Genomic DNA, 17719 nt, shown 5'->3' with positions numbered 1-17719 from the left:
ATGCTGACAGGCTCCCAAGCCATGGTTTTACTGTAGATCAGCGCCATAGACAATAGCCGGCCACCCGGTTTATCGGAAAATGATGTATCGGATTGTGAGTTCCTTATGGCGCTTGTGTTAGTGCTGCACAGTCACGGCGTCTGCCACGGATCATAACTGGTGAAATTCCAGATATTTCCTTCCATGTCTTTGGCATCATAAGAACGCCCCGGATAGCCCTGGTTATCATAAGGCGGCTGGATAATAATGGCGCCGCACTTGGCTGCATGCTCAGCGTGGGCATCGGGGTCATCAACGTGCATGCAAATGCACATGGTGATTCCGCGGGCCTCGTCGGGGGTCAGCCAGTGGTACAAATCCTTGGCCGGCGACTCCCGATCGCTGCCCAGCATGATCATATTGTTACCAATAACCAGTTGGGCATGATGAATAATATTCGGGTCTTTTTCGTCCGCGTAGATTGCGTGGTGGGTAAATCCAAATGCCTCGCACAGAAAACGAATCGCTGCGGGCGCATCCTTGTAACGCAGACAGGGAATAATTGCGCTTTTTTCCAACATGATGATTCTCCTGATCCAGTCAGAACGGCAAGAGCAATCGGCATCTGCATTTGTGTCTGAACACGCAAAACCAGCAAACGCGTACGTTGTCCGGCCCGGATTGCCCGTTACCTAAATAGTCTATTTGCGGCATGGTGCCTGTGCACGATGCGCACACGCACGCCATGACCTTGGCGCCGTTTCAATTGCTATTACTGGCCCACCGCAGACAAAAATCACAGCCAGCATACCAACAGCAGACCAGTGAACGTCATCTGATCAAAACCGACGGCAACAACGCTATACGGTCATTGGTGCTTTATAGTTTACTGGGTTTGACGCCGGATGCCTTTGCTGCCTCACCCCAGAATTTAATTTCTTTTTCAATAAATGCCTGACTGTCTTGCGGCGAGGCAATGAATACTTCATTGCCTATTGTCGCCAGTTTGCTCTTCAATTGCGGATCCTGCAGGATTTTTTGCATGGCGTCGTTCAGAACCCGCACCGTATCGTCCGGGGTACCGGCAGGAGCAAGCAGCGCGATCCAGGCCGTTGCATCAAAACCAGGCACGCCCAATTCCGCCAGCGGCTTTACGCCGGCAAATGCCTGGGACCCGCTTTTATTGGCTACGCCAAATACCTTCAGACGGCCATCCTGGACCAGGGGCTTGATCGCTGGCGCCGCTTCAAACATGACCGAGGTGTCGCCCCCGACCAGACCAGCAACGGCTGCGGTCGCGCCGCGATAAGGCACATGCAACAGGTTCAATGCAGTCTGGTGCTTGAACATTTCCATTGTCAGATGATTGGTCAAGCCAACGCCCCCGGAACCATAATTGATCTTGCCGTCATTTTGCTTCAGATAACTGATCAATTCCGGTACCGTATCGGCCGGGAAATCCTTGCGCGCCACCAGAAAGAGCGGCACTTTGGAAACCAGCCCCACCGCTTTGAAGTCTTTTAGCGTGTCGTACGGCAGGTTGGTGTACAACGAGGGGTTGATGGCCAGCGGCCCGGAGGCCCCCACCAGCAAACGATAGCCGTCCGGCTTTTCGCGTTTGGCCGCCTCCAGACCGATGATGCCACCCGCACCACCTTTGTTTTCCACCACAAACGGCTGCTTCAGATGCTTCGATAGCTGCTCGGCCAGCAGTCGCCCAATAATATCCGTCGTCTGGCCACTCGGATAGGGAATCGTGATATGCACGCTTTTTTCCGGGTACGCCGCATAAGCAGCCAGGGGCGACAAGGCAAGCAGGATCAGGAACAGCGCGGGCAGTTTTCTCATTTGTGTCTCCGTTTATAATATTGTTGTCTCAGGTGCTTATTGTCTTAGCACTTCAAAAGCGTCAGGTAAGGCATCCTGCTTCAAGGCCGCTCCCAGGTGGCCATCAAGCTGAACCGGTCTGGTATATAAAAATTATCTGAAGCAGTCAAAAGCCGGCCGGCATTATCAAAATATACTCTTAGTATTCCAAGCGCCATATCTCCCGGCTTGCAATCGACCAGACCTGTCGCTGACTCCGGCACCCTTTCGGCAACCACTTGCTGGCTCACTTTATGTATTTGCTGACCATATTCGGACTGCAGAATACTGAACACGCTGGGATGATTGCCTGTTAGCTTGTCCCGCACGCCGGCAAACTCCGGTGGCAAATAGACGCGGGTATACGAAATTACGGTGCCATCCCGTACCAGACGGCGATTGGTATGCAGCATGAGCAGTTCCACCCCAGCGGGCACGTGCAACCTCGCCGCTTCGCACGGATCCAGCGTAATAAACTGTTCACCCAAAACTTCCAGTCGGGTCTGTTGTGTATATCGCATCAAGTCTTGCAAAGAGCCAAAGGCAGATACAAAGACAGGCTCTACAGCAACGGGGCTACTGGCAATGACCACAGTACCGGAACCTGCAGTTCGCGTGATCAGCCCGGCCTGCGCCAGACGGCGGGTTGCCTCGCGCACCGTATGCCGGCTCACGCCATAAATATGACAAAGCTGATGTTCCGTTGGCAACTGCGTGCCCACGCCATACCGCCCGCTCTCAATATCATTGAGCAACGTCTGATGAAGCCAGGCATAGCGCGGAAGGCGTTTTGTCATCGGATCCTGTCTGGGTTGACGTTCCTGCCCCGCACGGCTGCCGCTACATGGAAGAAATCTATCTCCCGATACAGCACAGCCGTGCCTGCATTGAGCAGGCAACGCGCAAATTTAATGTACGTACAATTATATCTTTAATATCAGAATTGTCTATTGCAATTGAAATTGGATTATTTACAATGTACGTACAATTACTATTTCTATTTTATTGATAACAAGCCGACCAACAGGAGATAACCCGATGTTCGCGCTGCCCGAATATGCCACGATCACGACCGCAATCAAATCTGATCACATTCTGCTAATCACACTGAACCGGCCCGAGGTGGCCAATGCCCTGAATACCCAAATGGGAGAAGAACTGCTTGATCTTTGGAATCGCCTGATCGCAGATCCGGGGCCTGTACGCTGTGTCGTCCTCACCGGAGCGGGAGACAAGATTTTCTGCGCGGGCGGAGATCTGAAGGAGCGCAATGGCATGAGCAAGGCGCAATGGCAACAACAGCATGAGTTGTTCGAGCGCATGTACTGGACCCTGGTTGACCTTCCCTATCCGGTGATTGCCGCGGTCAATGGTCATGCGTATGCCGGTGGCCTGGAAATGGCCATGTGCTGCGACTTCATCTATGCCAGCAAGACGGCGCGCTTTGCCCTGACCGAAGTCACGCTTGGCATCATGCCTGGCGCCGGCGGCACCCAGAATCTGCCTCGTGCCGTGGGCGATCGCAGAGCCAAAGAGATCCTGATGACCGGCCGCCCTTTTGATTGCAATGATGCGCTGCAGTGGGGGCTGGTCAATAAAGTATGCGAGTCGGAGCAAACGCTGGAGCAAGCCCTGGAAACCGCCGCATGCATAGCCGGCAATGCACCGCTTTCGGTACGCCAGATCAAAAAATCGGTCCGTTACGGCGGGCAAATGGAATTGCGTACGGCATATCGTTTTGAAGTCGAAGCCTATAATCACCTTATCGACACCGAAGACCGGCATGAAGGGGTCAAGGCATTCAATGAGAAACGCAAGCCCGTTTTCAGGGGAAAATAATTGAACACGCTGACGCACGACATCGCTCGCTTCATTCACACTTTTGACCAAAGCACGGTACCGGAGCATGCCTATCAGCTGGCAACGACGGGGATCATTGATTGCATGGGCTGCATGTTTGCCGGCGCCCATGAGCCGCTGGTAGATATTCTGGGTCGGCACTTTACAGGAACCACGAGTGCGCAGGTCGACTCGCCGATTCCGGTCCCATTTCTAGGCGCCTATTTTCGACATACTGATGCCGCCTGTCTTTGGGCTGCAGCCAGCCATGCCCTCGATTATGATGACGTGGCCATGTCGGCTCACCCAAGCACCGTACTTATGCCAAGTGTCATTACCGCTGCCTGGGAATTGTCCAGCAGCGGCAAAGAGGTGCTCAACGCCTATATTATCGGTTACGAGATCTGGGCAGAACTGTTTGGCCGTGAGGCTGATCCTTATCACCTCAAAGGCTGGCACCCCACCGCCGTTTTCGGGACCGTCGCCGCCGCTGGCGCGCTGTCCTATTTGTACCGACTGGATCAGCACACCACGACCATGGCGCTGGGCCTTGCCGCCAGCATGGCCAGTGGTCTGGTTGCCAATTTCGGCACCATGACCAAGCCTTATCACGCAGGCCGCGCCGCTGCCAATGCGGTGGAGGCAGTGCAACTGGCCAGGCTGGGCATGACCGCCTGCGCAGACGTTTTTGAGCACAAAGCGGGGTTTCTGAACGCCATATCGCCTGGCGGCCGCGTTGATGTAAACGAAGCGGTTAAGCTGGGCCGGGCGTTATACATTACCGAGTCCGGCGTCAATATCAAGCGCTATCCCGTTTGCTATTCCAGCCATCGCATTATCGACGGCATGCTCGCACTGGCGCAGCAGCACGACCTGACACCGGACACCATCGCGTCGATCGATGCCACTATCGGACGCCCACAAGCATCCATGTTGCGCAACCGGCGGCCGGAGACCAAACTGGAAGCCAAGTTCAGCCTGGAATTTGCGATTGCCGCCGCGCTGCTGGCGGGCAAAGTGGGCCTGGCTGAACTGTCGGACGCATTTGTGAATCGTACACAATTGCAGACTATCTATCCGAAAATCCAGGTCCATGCCATTGATGACCCGGATCCTGCAGATCCCGCCTTCTCCATGACGGATCGGCTTTGCGTGACATTGAGAAACGGCACTGTTCTGGATTCCGGGCAGATACGTTATCCAAGCGGCCATGCACGTCTGCCTTTGACGCAACAGCAGTTACAAGAAAAATTCATGGATTGCGTGGCAAGTGGGCTCGCAGATGGACACGCACACGGCAACGCGGCGTCAACAGCGCAGCAGGCAGGCCTGGACCCGCATCGTGCCGGGCAACTTTACCAGGCACTGGATCGCCTGCCGGACGTTGCCAATATCAGAACATTGTTTACGCCATGAGCGACAGTCAAAGCGTCACGGCCAGCTTAGAGCCCATATTGGACAATCAATTGGACAACCACACACCCAACGGCCCGCTCAAGGGTATTCGCATTGCCGACCTGACTTCCGTTGTCATGGGTCCCTTTGCCACCCAATTGCTGGCAGACCTGGGAGCGGATGTCATCAAGATAGAATCCCCAGCGGGCGACACCACCCGGAACATGGGTCACAGAAACAATAAAGGCATGGGCGCCAATTTCCTGCAGTTGAACCGGAACAAGCGCTCGATCGTACTGGACCTGAAAACCGATGACGGCCGTCAGGCATGCCTGGACATTGCCGCCACTGCAGACGTTTTCCTGTATAACGTTCGTCCGCAGGCAATGGCCAGGCTGGGCCTGTCATACGACGCGGTCCGCGCCGTCAATCCGCAAATAGTCTACGCAGGAACCTATGGTTTTGGCAACGCCGGTCCCTATGCCGGCAAACCGGCATACGACGACCTGATCCAGGGAATGACGGGCATTGCGGCACTATACCAGCAACACACCGGCCAGCCGCCACGCTATGTACCGCTGACGATGGCCGACAAAATTATCGGCATGCAGGTGGCAATTGCCTGCCTGGCCGGTGTCCTGGAAAGCAGACACTCCGGGCAAGGACAATCGATAGAAATCCCCATGTTCGAGGGGATGGCCCAATTCGTATTGGGCGACCATTTCGGCGGCGCCACTTTCGTGCCGCCAAAAGGCGACATGGGATACACGCGGCTTCTGACCGAATCGCGCAAACCCTATATGACACTTGACGGCTATATCTGCACCGTGATCCATACCGATAGGCACTGGCAGAATTTTCTGGGCCTGCTCAACCGCCAGGACCTGCTGCAGGCAGACTCGCCCTTTGCCACCATCGCCTCACGCGGCGTGCATGTCAATCAGGTATACGGCTTTATTGAAGACACCTTGCGCACCCGCAGTTCGGCCCACTGGCTTGAAGCGCTGGGACAGGCTGATATTCCGGTGGCGCCGCTATACGCAGTTGGCGATCTGCTGGACGACCCGCACCTGAAGGCCGTACAGCAGATTGTCGAGCTTGACCATCCCACGGAAGGCCGCTTGCGAACGGTTGCACCATTGGGCACCTATTCGCGCACTCAGCCTTCCATTTACCGGCATGCCCCCAATCTGGGGGAACACACAGATGAAATATTGCAGGAGACGGCCAGGGCGATCAACTCTCGACGCGATTCGCGTCAATAACGGTCAGCGCAGCCATATTGACGATGCGCCGTACAGTAGAACTTGAGGTCAGGATATGCACAGGTGCGTTCACACCCAGCAGGAACGGCCCGACCGCCACGTTGCCCCCAGCCACGGTTTTGAGCAGGTTATAGGCAATATTGCCTGAGTCGACATTGGGGCAGACCAGCAGGTTGGCTGGTCCCTTCAATGTCGATGAAGGCAGAATGCGCTCGCGCAGCACTTCATTCAATGCGCAGTCGCCATGCATTTCACCATCGATTTCCAGGTCCGGATCCTGTGCCCGCACCAGCTCCAGTGCACGCCGCATCTTGTCGCCAGAAGCTGAACTGCCCGAGCCGAAATTGGAACGCGACAGCAATGCCACCTTGGGCACAACGTCCATCTGTGCCAGCACCTTCGCCGCAGCCAGGGTATACTCGGCAATCTGTTCGGCGGTAGGATCATCATTGATGTGGGTATCGACCAGCGCCACCATGCGCTGATCCAGCAGCAGAATATTCATGGCTGCATACGACGTTGTGCCTGGTTTTTTACCGATCATCTGGTCAACGAAACGCAAATGCTCGTGATAGGCCCCCACCGTGCCGCAGATCATGCCATCGGCATCGCCGACATGAACCATCATGGCGCCGATCAGCGTCAGGCGGCGACGCATTTCCACGCGCGCCATTTCCTTTGTGATACCGCGACGGCACATCACTTCCCAGTAATTGGTCCAGTACTGATGAAAACGCGAGTCAAATTCCGGGTTGGTCACTTCCACGTCCTCGCCCAGTTTCAGACGCAGCCCATATTTTTCAATACGCGCCAACAACACAGAAGGACGCCCCACCAGGATCGGACGCGCCAGCTTTTCATCAACCACGACCTGCACCGCGCGCAATACGCGCTCGTCTTCACCTTCGGTAAAGACAATGCGTGCCTTGCCGCCGTCGCGAACAATCTGTTTGGCCGAAGCAAACAGCGGCTTCATGAAAGCGCCTGAGTGATACACGAACTGCTGCAGTTTTGCGGCATAGGCCTCCAGATCATCCAGCGGGCGCGTTGCCACGCCGCTTTCCATGGCCGCCTTGGCCACAGCAGGCGCCACCCGGACAATCAGGCGAGGATCGAAAGGCTTGGGGATCAGATACTCTGGTCCAAATGACAGGTCATAGCCACCATAGGCGGTTGCGACCACATCGCTGATTTCCTCTTTGGCCAGCCCGGCGATCGCGTAGACCGCGGCTTTTTCCATTTCACGTGTGATCGTGGTGGCGCCCACATCCAGTGCGCCGCGAAAAATATACGGGAAGCACAGTACGTTATTGACCTGATTCGGGAAATCAGAACGGCCAGTTGCCATGACCACGTCGTCGCGCACAGCCAATGCCACTTCCGGCATGATTTCCGGGTTCGGATTGGCCAGCGCCAGGATCAGCGGGCGTGCTGCCATGGATTTGACCATCTCGGGCTTAAGGACGCCACCGGCGGACAGGCCCAGGAATACATCGGCGCCATCGATTACATCAGCCAGCGTGCGGTGCTCGGTTTTCTGCGCGAAGCGCAGCATTTCAGGTCCCATGGGCGTATTGCGCCCCTCATAGACCACGCCGTCGATGTCCGTCACGAATACATTTTCCAGCGGCAGGCCCAGATCCACCATCAGATCCAGACACGCCAGCGCTGCTGCGCCGGCCCCGGACGACACCACCTTCACGTTTGTAATATCTTTGCCGACCACGATCAGGCCATTGATAAAGGCAGCCGCAACGGTAATCGCGGTGCCATGCTGATCGTCATGGAAAACAGGAATACTCATGCGCTCGCGCAGTTTGCGTTCCACTTCGAAACACTCGGGCGCCTTGATGTCTTCCAGGTTGATACCGCCAAAGGTGGCCTCGAGCCCGGCAATAATCTCTACCAGCTTGTCCGGATCCGTTTCATTGATCTCGATATCAAAAACATCCAGACCGGCAAATTTCTTGAACAGGACGGCCTTGCCTTCCATGACCGGCTTGGAGGCCAGCGCACCAATATTTCCCAGGCCAAGCACAGCAGTGCCGTTACTGATAACGCCCACCAGGTTGCCTCGTGCGGTGTAGCGAAATGCATTAAGCGGGTCAGCCACGATTTCTTCACAGGCAGCCGCGACACCGGGCGTATACGCCAGCCCCAGATCCCGCTGGGTGACCAGCGGCTTGGTAGCGGTAACGGAAATTTTGCCAGGCACGGGAAATTCGTGATAATCCAGCGCTGATTGACGATCGATGGTACTCATGGGCGGTAGCCTCCTGAAGAATTGATTTTGAATCCAGTTTATGCTTTCTTCATAAGCAAATTATTTTCAATTATGATAATGATATATCAATTACCTTATAGCTGCTTAAAAATTGAACACCCCTACTGCCGACACGCTTGAACACAGACTCGCAGGTCGCCTGAAAATGCGCCATCTCACCTTGCTGCTTCACATTGGCGAACTGGGTGCGCTGACCCGTGTTGCCCAGCAAATGGGCACCAGCCAGCCTGCCGTCACCCACGCATTGGCTGAGCTGGAAGATATGTTCGGCGTGCCCCTGTTTGAGCGCACCGGACGCGGCATGACACCGACAGCGGCAGGCAAGGTTCTGCTGACGCGTGCCCGCAGCATGTTGCACGATGTCAGCGCGCTCTCGCGTGAAATGACAGCGGTCAATGCCGGCCGCGTTGCCCATCTGCATGTGGGCGCCATCCCGTTCATTCCCGGGCAAATGCTGTCTGCAGCGCTCGAGCGCACCCTGCCCGATCGCCAGCGGATGACCGTTACCATACACGACGGCACCAGCCGCAGCCTGATGACGATGCTCAGGGAGCACGCACTGGATTTTGTCATTGGCCGGGCTTCGGCATCCCTGGACATGACCGGACTGCAGCAGGAAGTGCTCTATTACCAGTCACCGCGCCTGATTACCAACCGGGAACTGGCAGCGCGACTCGGCCAGCGTCGTGCCGACTGGCGACATCTGGCAGAACTGGACTGGATTCTTGAACCGGCCCCGGCGCCCTTGCGCGAGCAGGTGGCCGATATGTTTCTGAGCGCCGGCGTAGTACCCCCGCAGCCGCTCATCGAAAGCCTGTCTGCAAAACTGACCGGTGAAATCATTGCTGCGCGAGATCATGTGGTCTCTATCGTACCCAATGATATTGCAGAAGAGCTAGTGCGCATTGCCGGCGTGGCCGTGGTTCCCTGGTCGCTGCAGTGGACACTGTCGCCCATTGCCCTGTTCAGCCTGAAGGACAGGCACAAACGTGATGTAGATACGAGATTTATCCAATCGCTCAAGGACTATTGCGTAAAACATCGCTCCGCCTATTCCCAGGAGCGGTATCAATACTAAACACAGCGCGGCCCGACCATCGCCGCGTCTTGTTCACATTGCAGTTGTGGTTACTTTGGCTGGCGACTGCGTCTGGCAGCCGGCTGCAACGCCTGCAATTCGGATTCCAGCGCATCCACCCGACGCAGCAAATTGAGCACCAGCGCGACAGCGTCGGCATTCAGATCAAAGTCATCGCGCAGCCGTCGCGCCTTGCGCGCCACCACAATACATTCAGAATAAAACATGCCAGAGCCGGTATGCTCGCTCACAGGCGAGAGCACGCCGGTCTCGACCAGATCCATTATGTCGGCTTCGCTCAAGCCAGAAACGGCCGCCACATGCTGCAGCGAACACACTTCGTCCTGGTTCAGCCAGATGGTTTCAGTAATCTGCACGCTCATGATTGACCTCCTGCAAAACGCTGCCTGCGTGGCTCAAAGCCCGATGACGCAGCAGCCAATTCGGTGTACAACGCCTTCTCACGTTCGCTCACCGAACTGGGTACTTCAATTGTGATAATGGCATACAAGTCGCCCTGTACGTTGCCATTGCCCGGCAGACCTCTTTTGGAAAGGCGCATTTTGCGGCCAGCGACCGTACCGGGCGGGATGGTCAGCGCCACCGGACCGCCCAGCGTGGGAATTTCCACGCTCGCCCCCAGCACCGCCTCCCATGGAGCCAACGGCACCTCAAGCGTCAGATCATTGCCGTTCACCTGAAAATACTTATGCGGCTGCAACTTCATGACGACGAACAAGTCTCCAGGCGAGCCGCCATTCATGCCCTGCCCACCTTTGCCCGCCAGCCGCAAACGCTGACCATCGGCCGCGCCCTTGGGAATGCGAATGCGAAAGGTTTTCGGCACACGATGCAGCAGGCCCTGGCTGTCATAATCGGGGACCGCAACGGAAATCTCGGTTTCAGCGCCGTTATAAATTTGCTCCAGCGTAACCGGCATGGTGAATTCAAAAGTTTCTCCGTGGCGCGCACGATTGGCATATTTGGTCGCCCCTTCGCGCTGCGCCTCGGCAAACGCCTTTAGCAGATCGGACAGGTCCACATCCGAAAAGTCTTCTGATGATTCATGAAAATGCTGTTGCCATTGATGCGGTGGTACAAAATCGTCGCCCGGCCGGTGCTGACCAAGATTATCATAGGCTGCACGTTTTTCCGGGTCTTTCAGCGTAGCGTAGGCTTCGGCCACTTCCTTGAATTTAGTCTCGGCATCGGGCTCCTTGGATATATCGGGATGATATTTGTGAGCCAGGCTGCGATAGGCCTTCTTGATCTGTGCCTCGGTCGCATTGCGCTCTACACCAAGGGTTTTGTAATAATCAACGTATTTCATTTGCACCTGCCGGTTTCAATGTCATTACGGGTTCTATTGCAGTGATTTTAACAAGTATTTGCCGCTGCACCATCGCTGGCGACGACGATTGCCAGCAAGGGCTTCACAATTGTCATAGCGGGAATGGGCAAACTGGTTGCTGTTACGGGTGCCAGGTGGTCCGCTGTGGGTTGGGTGGCAGGCCCTTGTGCTTGCCGCCCAGGGCCAGGGACAATCGGTTGGCCTTGGTGATCAGGGTTTCGGCATACCCCTTGAGAATGACACGGGACAATCTGCTGGAAGGTCCGGAAATACTGATCGCCCCCAGCAGTTTCCAATTGACGCCGTAAACCGGAGCAGAAATGCTGGCCACATCCTGATCTCGCTCGCCAATGGAAATATAGTAACCCTGGCGGCGAATGGCATCGTATTGTCGGCCAGGCTTGCCGGAAAAGGCAAGAATGACCTTGCCAGGAGACCCCTTGTCCAGTGGCAGCACCTGACCGACGCTGATATGAAACCGTATCGCCTGGGGACCTTCGATGCGATACAGGCAAATTCGTGCCTCACCTTCCTGCACAAAAAAGGTGGAACTCTCCGAGGACAAGGCCGACAACTCCTGCAAGACCGGCTCTACGGCGGCCGAAACATCAAACGACGAGCGGTATCTGGCACCAAGCCAGCCAGCCGCCGGCCCAAGGCGCCATGCGCCATCCTCGCGCTGCACAAGATAGCGGTGATGCGCCAGAGTGCGCGCAATGCGCAACACTGTGGACTTGTGCAACTGAGTTCTGGTGCTCAGTTGCAGCAGTGAAAGATACTCGTCATCCGGTAGGAAACTTTCAAGCAGGCCGATGGCACGCGACACTGCAATCACGTTCTCGCCATCTTTTTCCTGATCTTTTTTGTTCTTCAAGTCGCCAACCCTCGTGTCAATCAACTATACAGATACAGGCACCGGCCGGCTGCCCGTTCATCCCATGCAATGTTACTGCGTGACCAGGACGCACAGACACCATCCAAAAAAAAAGCTGCGACTTGCGCCAGGTACATCCCTGCATCAGTTTATATACATTTGATGGTGTCATGCGAATGGGACGCTAGGCAGTCTGTGCTTTCTGACTCTGAATGCCACTATCGACAAGACTGCGCAACAGGTTTTCTGCAGCAGCCACGCCCATGTCGATATACGCCTGACCGGTCACCCCGCCTACATGCGGGCTCAGAATAATTTGCGGCTCGCCAAAGAAGACATGATCCTTGGCAGGCGGCTCCTGAGCGAAACTGTCGAGCCCGGCAGCAAACACCTGACCGGACTGCACAGCAGCCAGCAGTGCCACTTCATCAACCAGTCCGCCACGGGCCGTGTTGATCAATATGACTCCCTTGCGGCATGCGGCCAGTGTGCCCGCATTGATTAAATGACGATTCTCTTCGGACAGCGGACAGTGCAGCGAAATGAAATCCGCTTCGGACCAGATTTGCTCCAGTGGCACCAAGGCAAGATTGTCGTCATGCGTCACAAAGGGGTCATAGGCAATCACATTGAGCTGCATGGCCCGGCACATCGCGGCCATTTTGCGCCCAATGCTGCCCAACCCGATCAACCCGATTGTTTTGGTTCGCAGCTCAATACTCTTGTGCCTGGCTTTATCCCAGTGGCCGTCATGCATGCGTGCATTCTGTTGCGCAATGGATTTTGCACACGCCAGCAGCAGACCCAGTGCATGCTCGGCAACTGCAGCAGCATTGGCGCCCGCAGCTGCACGCACAACAACACCATTGTCTTTGGCCGCGGCCACGTCAATCGTATCAATGCCGCTACCATGCTTGGAGATGACCTTCAGACTGCGTGCGTGCTCTATGACGCTTCTGGTAATCCTGCCGTATCGCACAATGATACCGATGGGATCATGCGCTTTCACAAGTGCAATAAGTTGCGCCTCGGTCGGCAAAGCGCCGGTATAAATCACTTCATAGTCCTGCAGCGCTTGCAGTGCCTGGGCGGCAAGGTCGGCGCCCGTGACCAGAATCTTGTGGCGGGCCGCAGTCACAACGCTTCTCCCTGGCGCAATACACCGGCCTGCACAAGCGCATTCTCAAGCCAGGGCGCCCCGAGATTCCCGTCCAGGATTTGCGCAATCCTTTTGGCTTCGGCTTGCACTTTCTGTTCTGCCAGAATCAGTATTTCTTCGATATTTTCCTGGGGAACCACAACCACACCGTCATCATCGCCCACGATCAGATCGCCCGGATTGACGGTCGTACCGGCCAGCGTAACCGGCCAGTTAATACGACCGCCAAGCGATTTGGTGGGGCCGTTGGGATTGGTTCCTGCAGAAAATACGGCAAACTTGCCCGCAGCAATTTCTTCAGTGTCGCGGGTCGCCCCATCGACGACGAAGCCGGCCAGGCCTGCTGCCTGCGCCTGGGTAACCATAATGGTTCCACACAATGCCGCAGTCAGGTCGCCCTTGCCTTCAACCACAATGACATCTCCCGGCTGCGCCATGGCCAGTGCTGCATGAAACATCAGATTATCGCCCGGGCGCACTTCTACCGTAAATGCCGGTCCGGCAACTTTCATTCCCGGGACCCGCGACTGTATGCTGCCGCCGAGTGTACCGCGACGCCCGCCCACGTCTGCCAGTATGGCTGCCTGAAACCGGGCAGCACGCCTAACCAGATTCGGATCCGGCCGTCGAATGTCCTTGCGGATAAATGGTAAATTCGTCATAACGCTTGCCTGGTCCTGTCTATTTGAGCGAGATATTTGCGGTCTTGATGACATCGGCCCACATCGCGGTATCGGTTTTTATTCTTTCAGCAAATGAGCGCTGATCGCCATCGACAACCATCGCTCCAGAGTTCTCGATCTGCTCCTGGAATTTTTTATCGTCCATCGCGGTCCGGATGGCCTCACCCAATACATCCACGATTTCACGGGGCGTTGCCGCGGGAACCAGAATGCCAAACCAGGTGGTCGCGTTAAACCCCTTGAAGCCGGATTCGTCCAGTGTCGGCACATCGGGCAAGGTCTTCATACGGATCAGGGAGGTGACACCCAGCGGCTTGATCTGCTTATCTTCAATCGCGCCAGTCAGGGTAGACGCCGATGACATATACGCCTGAATCTGATTGCCGATCAGCGAAGGAATGCCGTCGGCCGCGCCTTTGTAGGGAATATTTTCAATCTTGATACCTGATTTCTGCTGAAACAGCACGGAGGTCAAATGAGCCACCGTGCCGATGCCCGGGATGCCGAAATTCATGCTATTTGGCGGCGCTGCCTTAACTTGTTCGATAAATTGCTGAGCATTCGAATAAGTAGCCTGTTTGGGGCCGACAAATACCAGCGGGGCTTCGGCGACCAGCGCAACTGGAGTAAAACTGCTAACCGGGTCATACTGGATCTTGGGTTGCAGCGTAGGCAAAATGGCCAGATTGCTGGTCTGCCCCAATACGATGGTGTATCCATCGGGCTTTGCATTGGCTGCCGATCCCAGTCCCACGCTTCCACCCGCCCCCGGCCGGTTCTCTACCACCACATTCCAGTTCTTCTGTTTACCCATATGCAAGGCCAGCTCGCGGGCAATATAATCCGTTCCCCCGCCTGGCGGAAATGGCACGATAAGCTTGACCGCTCTGGTCGGATAAGCCTGCGCATGAGCGGCTGGTACCGCAAGCAGGCACGCGAGTGCCAAGATCAGCTTTGAACCTGTTTTCATCATTGTCTCCGTTATTTTCTGATTATTACGATCGCATTGAAGCTGAACGAATCCTATCCATGCGATTCGTTGTTTGCAATGGCGTTTTGTACAATGCAACGCATACTGGACAATGCAATCGCAATACGCGTGATCACTTGTTCGGCTGGATTACACATGCAATCGCAGGCTGGCAGCAGAAAAATGCAGCAGCGACTGCCGCTGGAACAACAGGAGCGAAGCGAGTAAAAGGAGTAAAAGGAGTAAAAGGAGTACAGGGAATAAGGGCCGGCCTTTGGCAGCGCACAATCTGTTCAACCAGACAGCAGCTATGGCGCCATAACCGAAAAGCACGGCCACCTGGCATGACGGGCCGCTGCCGTGCAGATTGCAGCGCTTGCCCGCCCAATGCAGAGACTACAGAAAAGATTGTTCCCGAAACGATGCTTTCAGGTAATCCACCAGCAGGCGGATAATGCCCGGCACATGCGGGCTGTAAGGACGCAGCGCATAAATATGGTCGCCAAAGACACTGACCGACTGCCATTGCGGCAGCAGTTCAACCAGCGTGCCCCGGTCCAATTCTCTTGCCACCGAAAAATCGGGCACCAGCGCAATACCCTGGTGTGCCAGCACCATTTCCCTGAGCGTTTCGCTGTTGTTGGCAGCAAATGAACCGTTGACCTGTACGCTTACCCTTCGCGACGATGATCTGCGGCTCTCAAAATGCCAGGCCGGCTGCCCTCCTGAACGCAAATAGGTAAGACAGTTGTGATCAACCAGATCCTGCGGCCGCACCGGCCGGGGGTGCGTTTTCAGATACTCCCGGCTGGCAAGCAGCAGCGTTCTGGTGGTGCAAAGCTTCCAGGCAACATAGGTTTCGGGCACCGTGGAAGAATGACGAATGGCAAGATCAAAACCTTCCTGCGCCAGCGGGCTGATATGGTCGGACAGCTCAATGTCGATGCGGATTTTCGGGTATTGACGCATGAAAGCAGGAAGCCGCGGAATAATCTGTTGGCGGGCCAGCGCCACCGGTGCAGTCAGGCGAATAATGCCCTGGGGCGTATCGGCCAGTTCGCGAATGCGGGCGCATCCGGTTTCAATGCTGCTGAATGCCGGTCTGGTTTCGGCAACCAGTTCGCGCCCGGCTTCAGTCAGCCTCACGCTGCGCGTCGTGCGCTGGACCAGCGCAATCCCCAGGGCGCTTTCCAGTTCCTGTATGCGCTGGCTCATGGCCGCCTTGCTGACCCCCAGCCGCTGGGCCGCCGCGGTATAGCTGCCGGCAACCTCCAGCATCCCCAGCCAGTAGATATGAGACCACAACGGTTCATTTTTCAAATTTTTCATACCTGCATTGTCCATTATTTTGAACAATTAATCCACAACTGGCCTATTGATCGCGTCGCTTTGCCGTGTCTATACTGGTGCCATCATCAGCAAGGAGCCAAATATGAATTCCCCGTCCACAGCCGCTTTCACAGATAGCACCGATGTCGTCAACTATATCAATGGCAGCACCGTTACACCCCAGTCAACGGAAAAACAGGCCGTGTTCAATCCGGCCACCGGTCAGACCGCACGCCATGTTGTGCTCTCGGGCGCAAACGAGGTAAACCTTGCGGTCAGCGCAGCCAAGGCAGCGGCCGCAGGATGGGCCGATGTTCCCCCCATTCGCAGGGCGCGCATTATGAACCGGTTTCTCGGTTTAATGCATGAACACGCCGACACGCTGGCAGCCATTATTACAGCCGAACACGGTAAAGTTTTCAGCGATGCCCAGGGCGAAGTTGCACGCGGTATCGATGTCATCGAATTTGCCTGCGGCATTCCTCAACTGCTCAAAGGCGACTTCACGGATCAGGTATCTACGGGTATCGACAACTGGACCATGCGCCAGCCCCTGGGTGTCGTTGCCGGCATTACACCATTTAACTTTCCCTGCATGGTACCGTGCTGGATGTTCCCGGTAGCCATCGCCGCCGGCAATACCTTTATCCTTAAACCCAGCGAGCGTGATCCCAGCGCCTCCCTGTTCATGGCGCGCCTGTTCAAGGAAGCCGGCCTGCCCGACGGGGTCTTCAACGTGGTCCAGGGCGGCAAACCAGCAGTAGATGCCATTCTGGAGCACCCGGACGTCTCTGCCGTCAGTTTTGTTGGCTCCACGCCGATTGCACACTACATCAGCGAGCGCGCGGCTCATTTTGGCAAACGGGTACAGGCATTGGGCGGCGCCAAAAACCACATGGTCGTCATGCCTGACGCAGATATCGACCGGACCGTCGACGCCTTGATCGGCGCCGCTTACGGATCTGCAGGCGAGCGCTGCATGGCGATTTCGGTTGCCGTGCTGGTTGGCGACATTGCCGATACGATTGTCGAACGAGTTGCCGAAAGAGCCAAACAGCTTGTTATTGCAGATGGCATGAACCCGAAAGCCGAAATGGGCCCCATCGTTACCCGCCAGTCGCTGGAAAAAATCGAATCGTACATTGAGATTGGCGTAAAAGAAGGGGCCAAGCTTGTCGTTGATGGACGCGGCCATAAAGTACAAGGCAATGAGGAAGGCTTTTTCACCGGCGGCACGCTGTTTGACAATGTGACGGCGGACATGCGAATCTACAGGGAAGAAATCTTTGGCCCTGTACTTGCATGCATCCGGGTCAAAGACCTGGGCGAAGCGATCAATCTGATCAATGACCACGAATTTGGCAATGGCGTATCGTGCTTTACCAGCGACGGGCATACCGCCCGAGAGTTTTCACGCCGCATTCTGGTTGGCATGGTCGGCATTAACGTGCCTATTCCGGTGCCGATGGCATGGCACGGGTTCGGCGGCTGGAAAAAAAGCCTGTTCGGCGATATGCATGCCTACGGCGAGGAAGGCGTGCGCTTTTATACACGTCAGAAGTCCATCATGCAACGCTGGCCGCAAAGCATTGACAAAGGCGCGGAATTTGCAATGCCAACGGCAAAATAATTTCACTTTGTTATTTC

16 protein-coding genes are annotated in these 17719 nt (G+C 55.8%); 5 read left to right on the top strand and 11 right to left on the bottom strand.

The features are described from left to right. Positions 1-131: 131 nt before the first annotated feature. The 3 genes from EV681_RS13345 to EV681_RS13335 all read right to left on the bottom strand — a co-directional run bounded on the left by EV681_RS13345 (position 132) and on the right by EV681_RS13335 (position 2642). Entirely contained in the window at positions 132-560 is a 429-nt protein-coding gene (locus EV681_RS13345; RefSeq protein ID WP_207227069.1) for a VOC family protein, read from the bottom strand. Between the two features lie 298 nt (positions 561-858). Next, on the bottom strand, positions 859-1827 hold the full coding sequence (locus tag EV681_RS13340) for a Bug family tripartite tricarboxylate transporter substrate binding protein (RefSeq protein WP_128393015.1): 969 nt from the start codon (positions 1825-1827) through the stop codon (positions 859-861). Between the two features lie 80 nt (positions 1828-1907). Then, a complete protein-coding gene (locus EV681_RS13335) occupies positions 1908-2642 on the bottom strand; it encodes a GntR family transcriptional regulator (RefSeq protein WP_128393016.1) in 735 nt (244 codons plus the stop codon). Between the two features lie 241 nt (positions 2643-2883). Here EV681_RS13335 and EV681_RS13330 point away from each other — a divergent pair, with 241 nt between their 5' ends. From EV681_RS13330 to EV681_RS13320, 3 genes are read left to right on the top strand one after another with little or no spacing between them, the layout of a single operon-like run. Then, positions 2884-3684 carry an enoyl-CoA hydratase/isomerase family protein gene (locus EV681_RS13330; RefSeq protein ID WP_128393017.1) on the top strand — a complete coding sequence of 267 codons (801 nt, stop codon included), beginning with the start codon at positions 2884-2886 and terminating at the stop codon, positions 3682-3684. Next, entirely contained in the window at positions 3685-5100 is a 1416-nt protein-coding gene (locus EV681_RS13325) for an MmgE/PrpD family protein (RefSeq protein ID WP_130304268.1), read from the top strand. Then, the gene (locus EV681_RS13320; protein ID WP_130304267.1) at positions 5097-6344 is read left to right on the top strand and encodes a CaiB/BaiF CoA transferase family protein; all 1248 of its coding nucleotides are present in this window, start codon (positions 5097-5099) and stop codon (positions 6342-6344) included. Before EV681_RS13325 ends, EV681_RS13320 begins: the two co-directional genes overlap by 4 nt. Here EV681_RS13320 and EV681_RS13315 read toward each other — a convergent pair. Beyond that, positions 6316-8607: an NADP-dependent malic enzyme gene (locus tag EV681_RS13315; RefSeq protein ID WP_128393020.1), complete on the bottom strand. Its 2292-nt coding sequence runs from the start codon at positions 8605-8607 to the stop codon at positions 6316-6318. The genes EV681_RS13320 and EV681_RS13315 overlap by 29 nt on opposite strands. A 166-nt stretch (positions 8608-8773) precedes the next feature. Between EV681_RS13315 and EV681_RS13310 the strand changes: the two genes are divergently transcribed. After that, positions 8774-9706, top strand: a complete 933-nt coding sequence (locus EV681_RS13310) for a LysR family transcriptional regulator (protein ID WP_128393929.1) — start codon at positions 8774-8776, stop codon at positions 9704-9706. A gap of 50 nt (positions 9707-9756) precedes the next feature. Here the strand turns inward: EV681_RS13310 and EV681_RS13305 are convergent, their stop codons facing one another. From EV681_RS13305 to EV681_RS13275, 7 genes are all read right to left on the bottom strand, one after another. Beyond that, positions 9757-10089 carry a chaperone modulator CbpM gene (locus EV681_RS13305; RefSeq protein ID WP_128393021.1) on the bottom strand — a complete coding sequence of 111 codons (333 nt, stop codon included), beginning with the start codon at positions 10087-10089 and terminating at the stop codon, positions 9757-9759. Then, a complete protein-coding gene (locus tag EV681_RS13300; RefSeq protein WP_128393022.1) occupies positions 10086-11036 on the bottom strand; it encodes a DnaJ C-terminal domain-containing protein in 951 nt (316 codons plus the stop codon). Before EV681_RS13300 ends, EV681_RS13305 begins: the two co-directional genes overlap by 4 nt. Positions 11037-11178: 142 nt before the next feature. Next, positions 11179-11931 carry an IclR family transcriptional regulator gene (locus EV681_RS13295; RefSeq protein WP_128393023.1) on the bottom strand — a complete coding sequence of 251 codons (753 nt, stop codon included), beginning with the start codon at positions 11929-11931 and terminating at the stop codon, positions 11179-11181. 184 nt (positions 11932-12115) lie between these two features. After that, complete coding sequence (locus EV681_RS13290; RefSeq protein ID WP_130304266.1) at positions 12116-13069, bottom strand: NAD(P)-dependent oxidoreductase; 954 nt, start codon at positions 13067-13069, stop codon at positions 12116-12118. Beyond that, on the bottom strand, positions 13066-13752 hold the full coding sequence (locus EV681_RS13285) for an RraA family protein (protein ID WP_128393025.1): 687 nt from the start codon (positions 13750-13752) through the stop codon (positions 13066-13068). The genes EV681_RS13290 and EV681_RS13285 overlap by 4 nt, the downstream gene beginning before the upstream one ends. A 19-nt stretch (positions 13753-13771) precedes the next feature. Continuing rightward, positions 13772-14743, bottom strand: a complete 972-nt coding sequence (locus EV681_RS13280) for a Bug family tripartite tricarboxylate transporter substrate binding protein (RefSeq protein WP_165393045.1) — start codon at positions 14741-14743, stop codon at positions 13772-13774. A 396-nt stretch (positions 14744-15139) separates the two neighbouring features. Then, positions 15140-16072 carry a LysR family transcriptional regulator gene (locus EV681_RS13275; protein ID WP_130304264.1) on the bottom strand — a complete coding sequence of 311 codons (933 nt, stop codon included), beginning with the start codon at positions 16070-16072 and terminating at the stop codon, positions 15140-15142. Between the two features lie 103 nt (positions 16073-16175). Here EV681_RS13275 and EV681_RS13270 point away from each other — a divergent pair, with 103 nt between their 5' ends. Then, positions 16176-17702, top strand: coding sequence for a CoA-acylating methylmalonate-semialdehyde dehydrogenase (locus tag EV681_RS13270; RefSeq protein ID WP_128393028.1), 1527 nt, complete (start codon positions 16176-16178; stop codon positions 17700-17702). The last annotated feature ends 17 nt before the right edge of the window (positions 17703-17719 follow it).

Source organism: Advenella incenata, assembly GCF_004217095.1.
Taxonomy (GTDB): domain Bacteria; phylum Pseudomonadota; class Gammaproteobacteria; order Burkholderiales; family Burkholderiaceae_B; genus Advenella; species Advenella incenata.
This window is presented reverse-complemented; position numbering and strand designations above follow the sequence as displayed.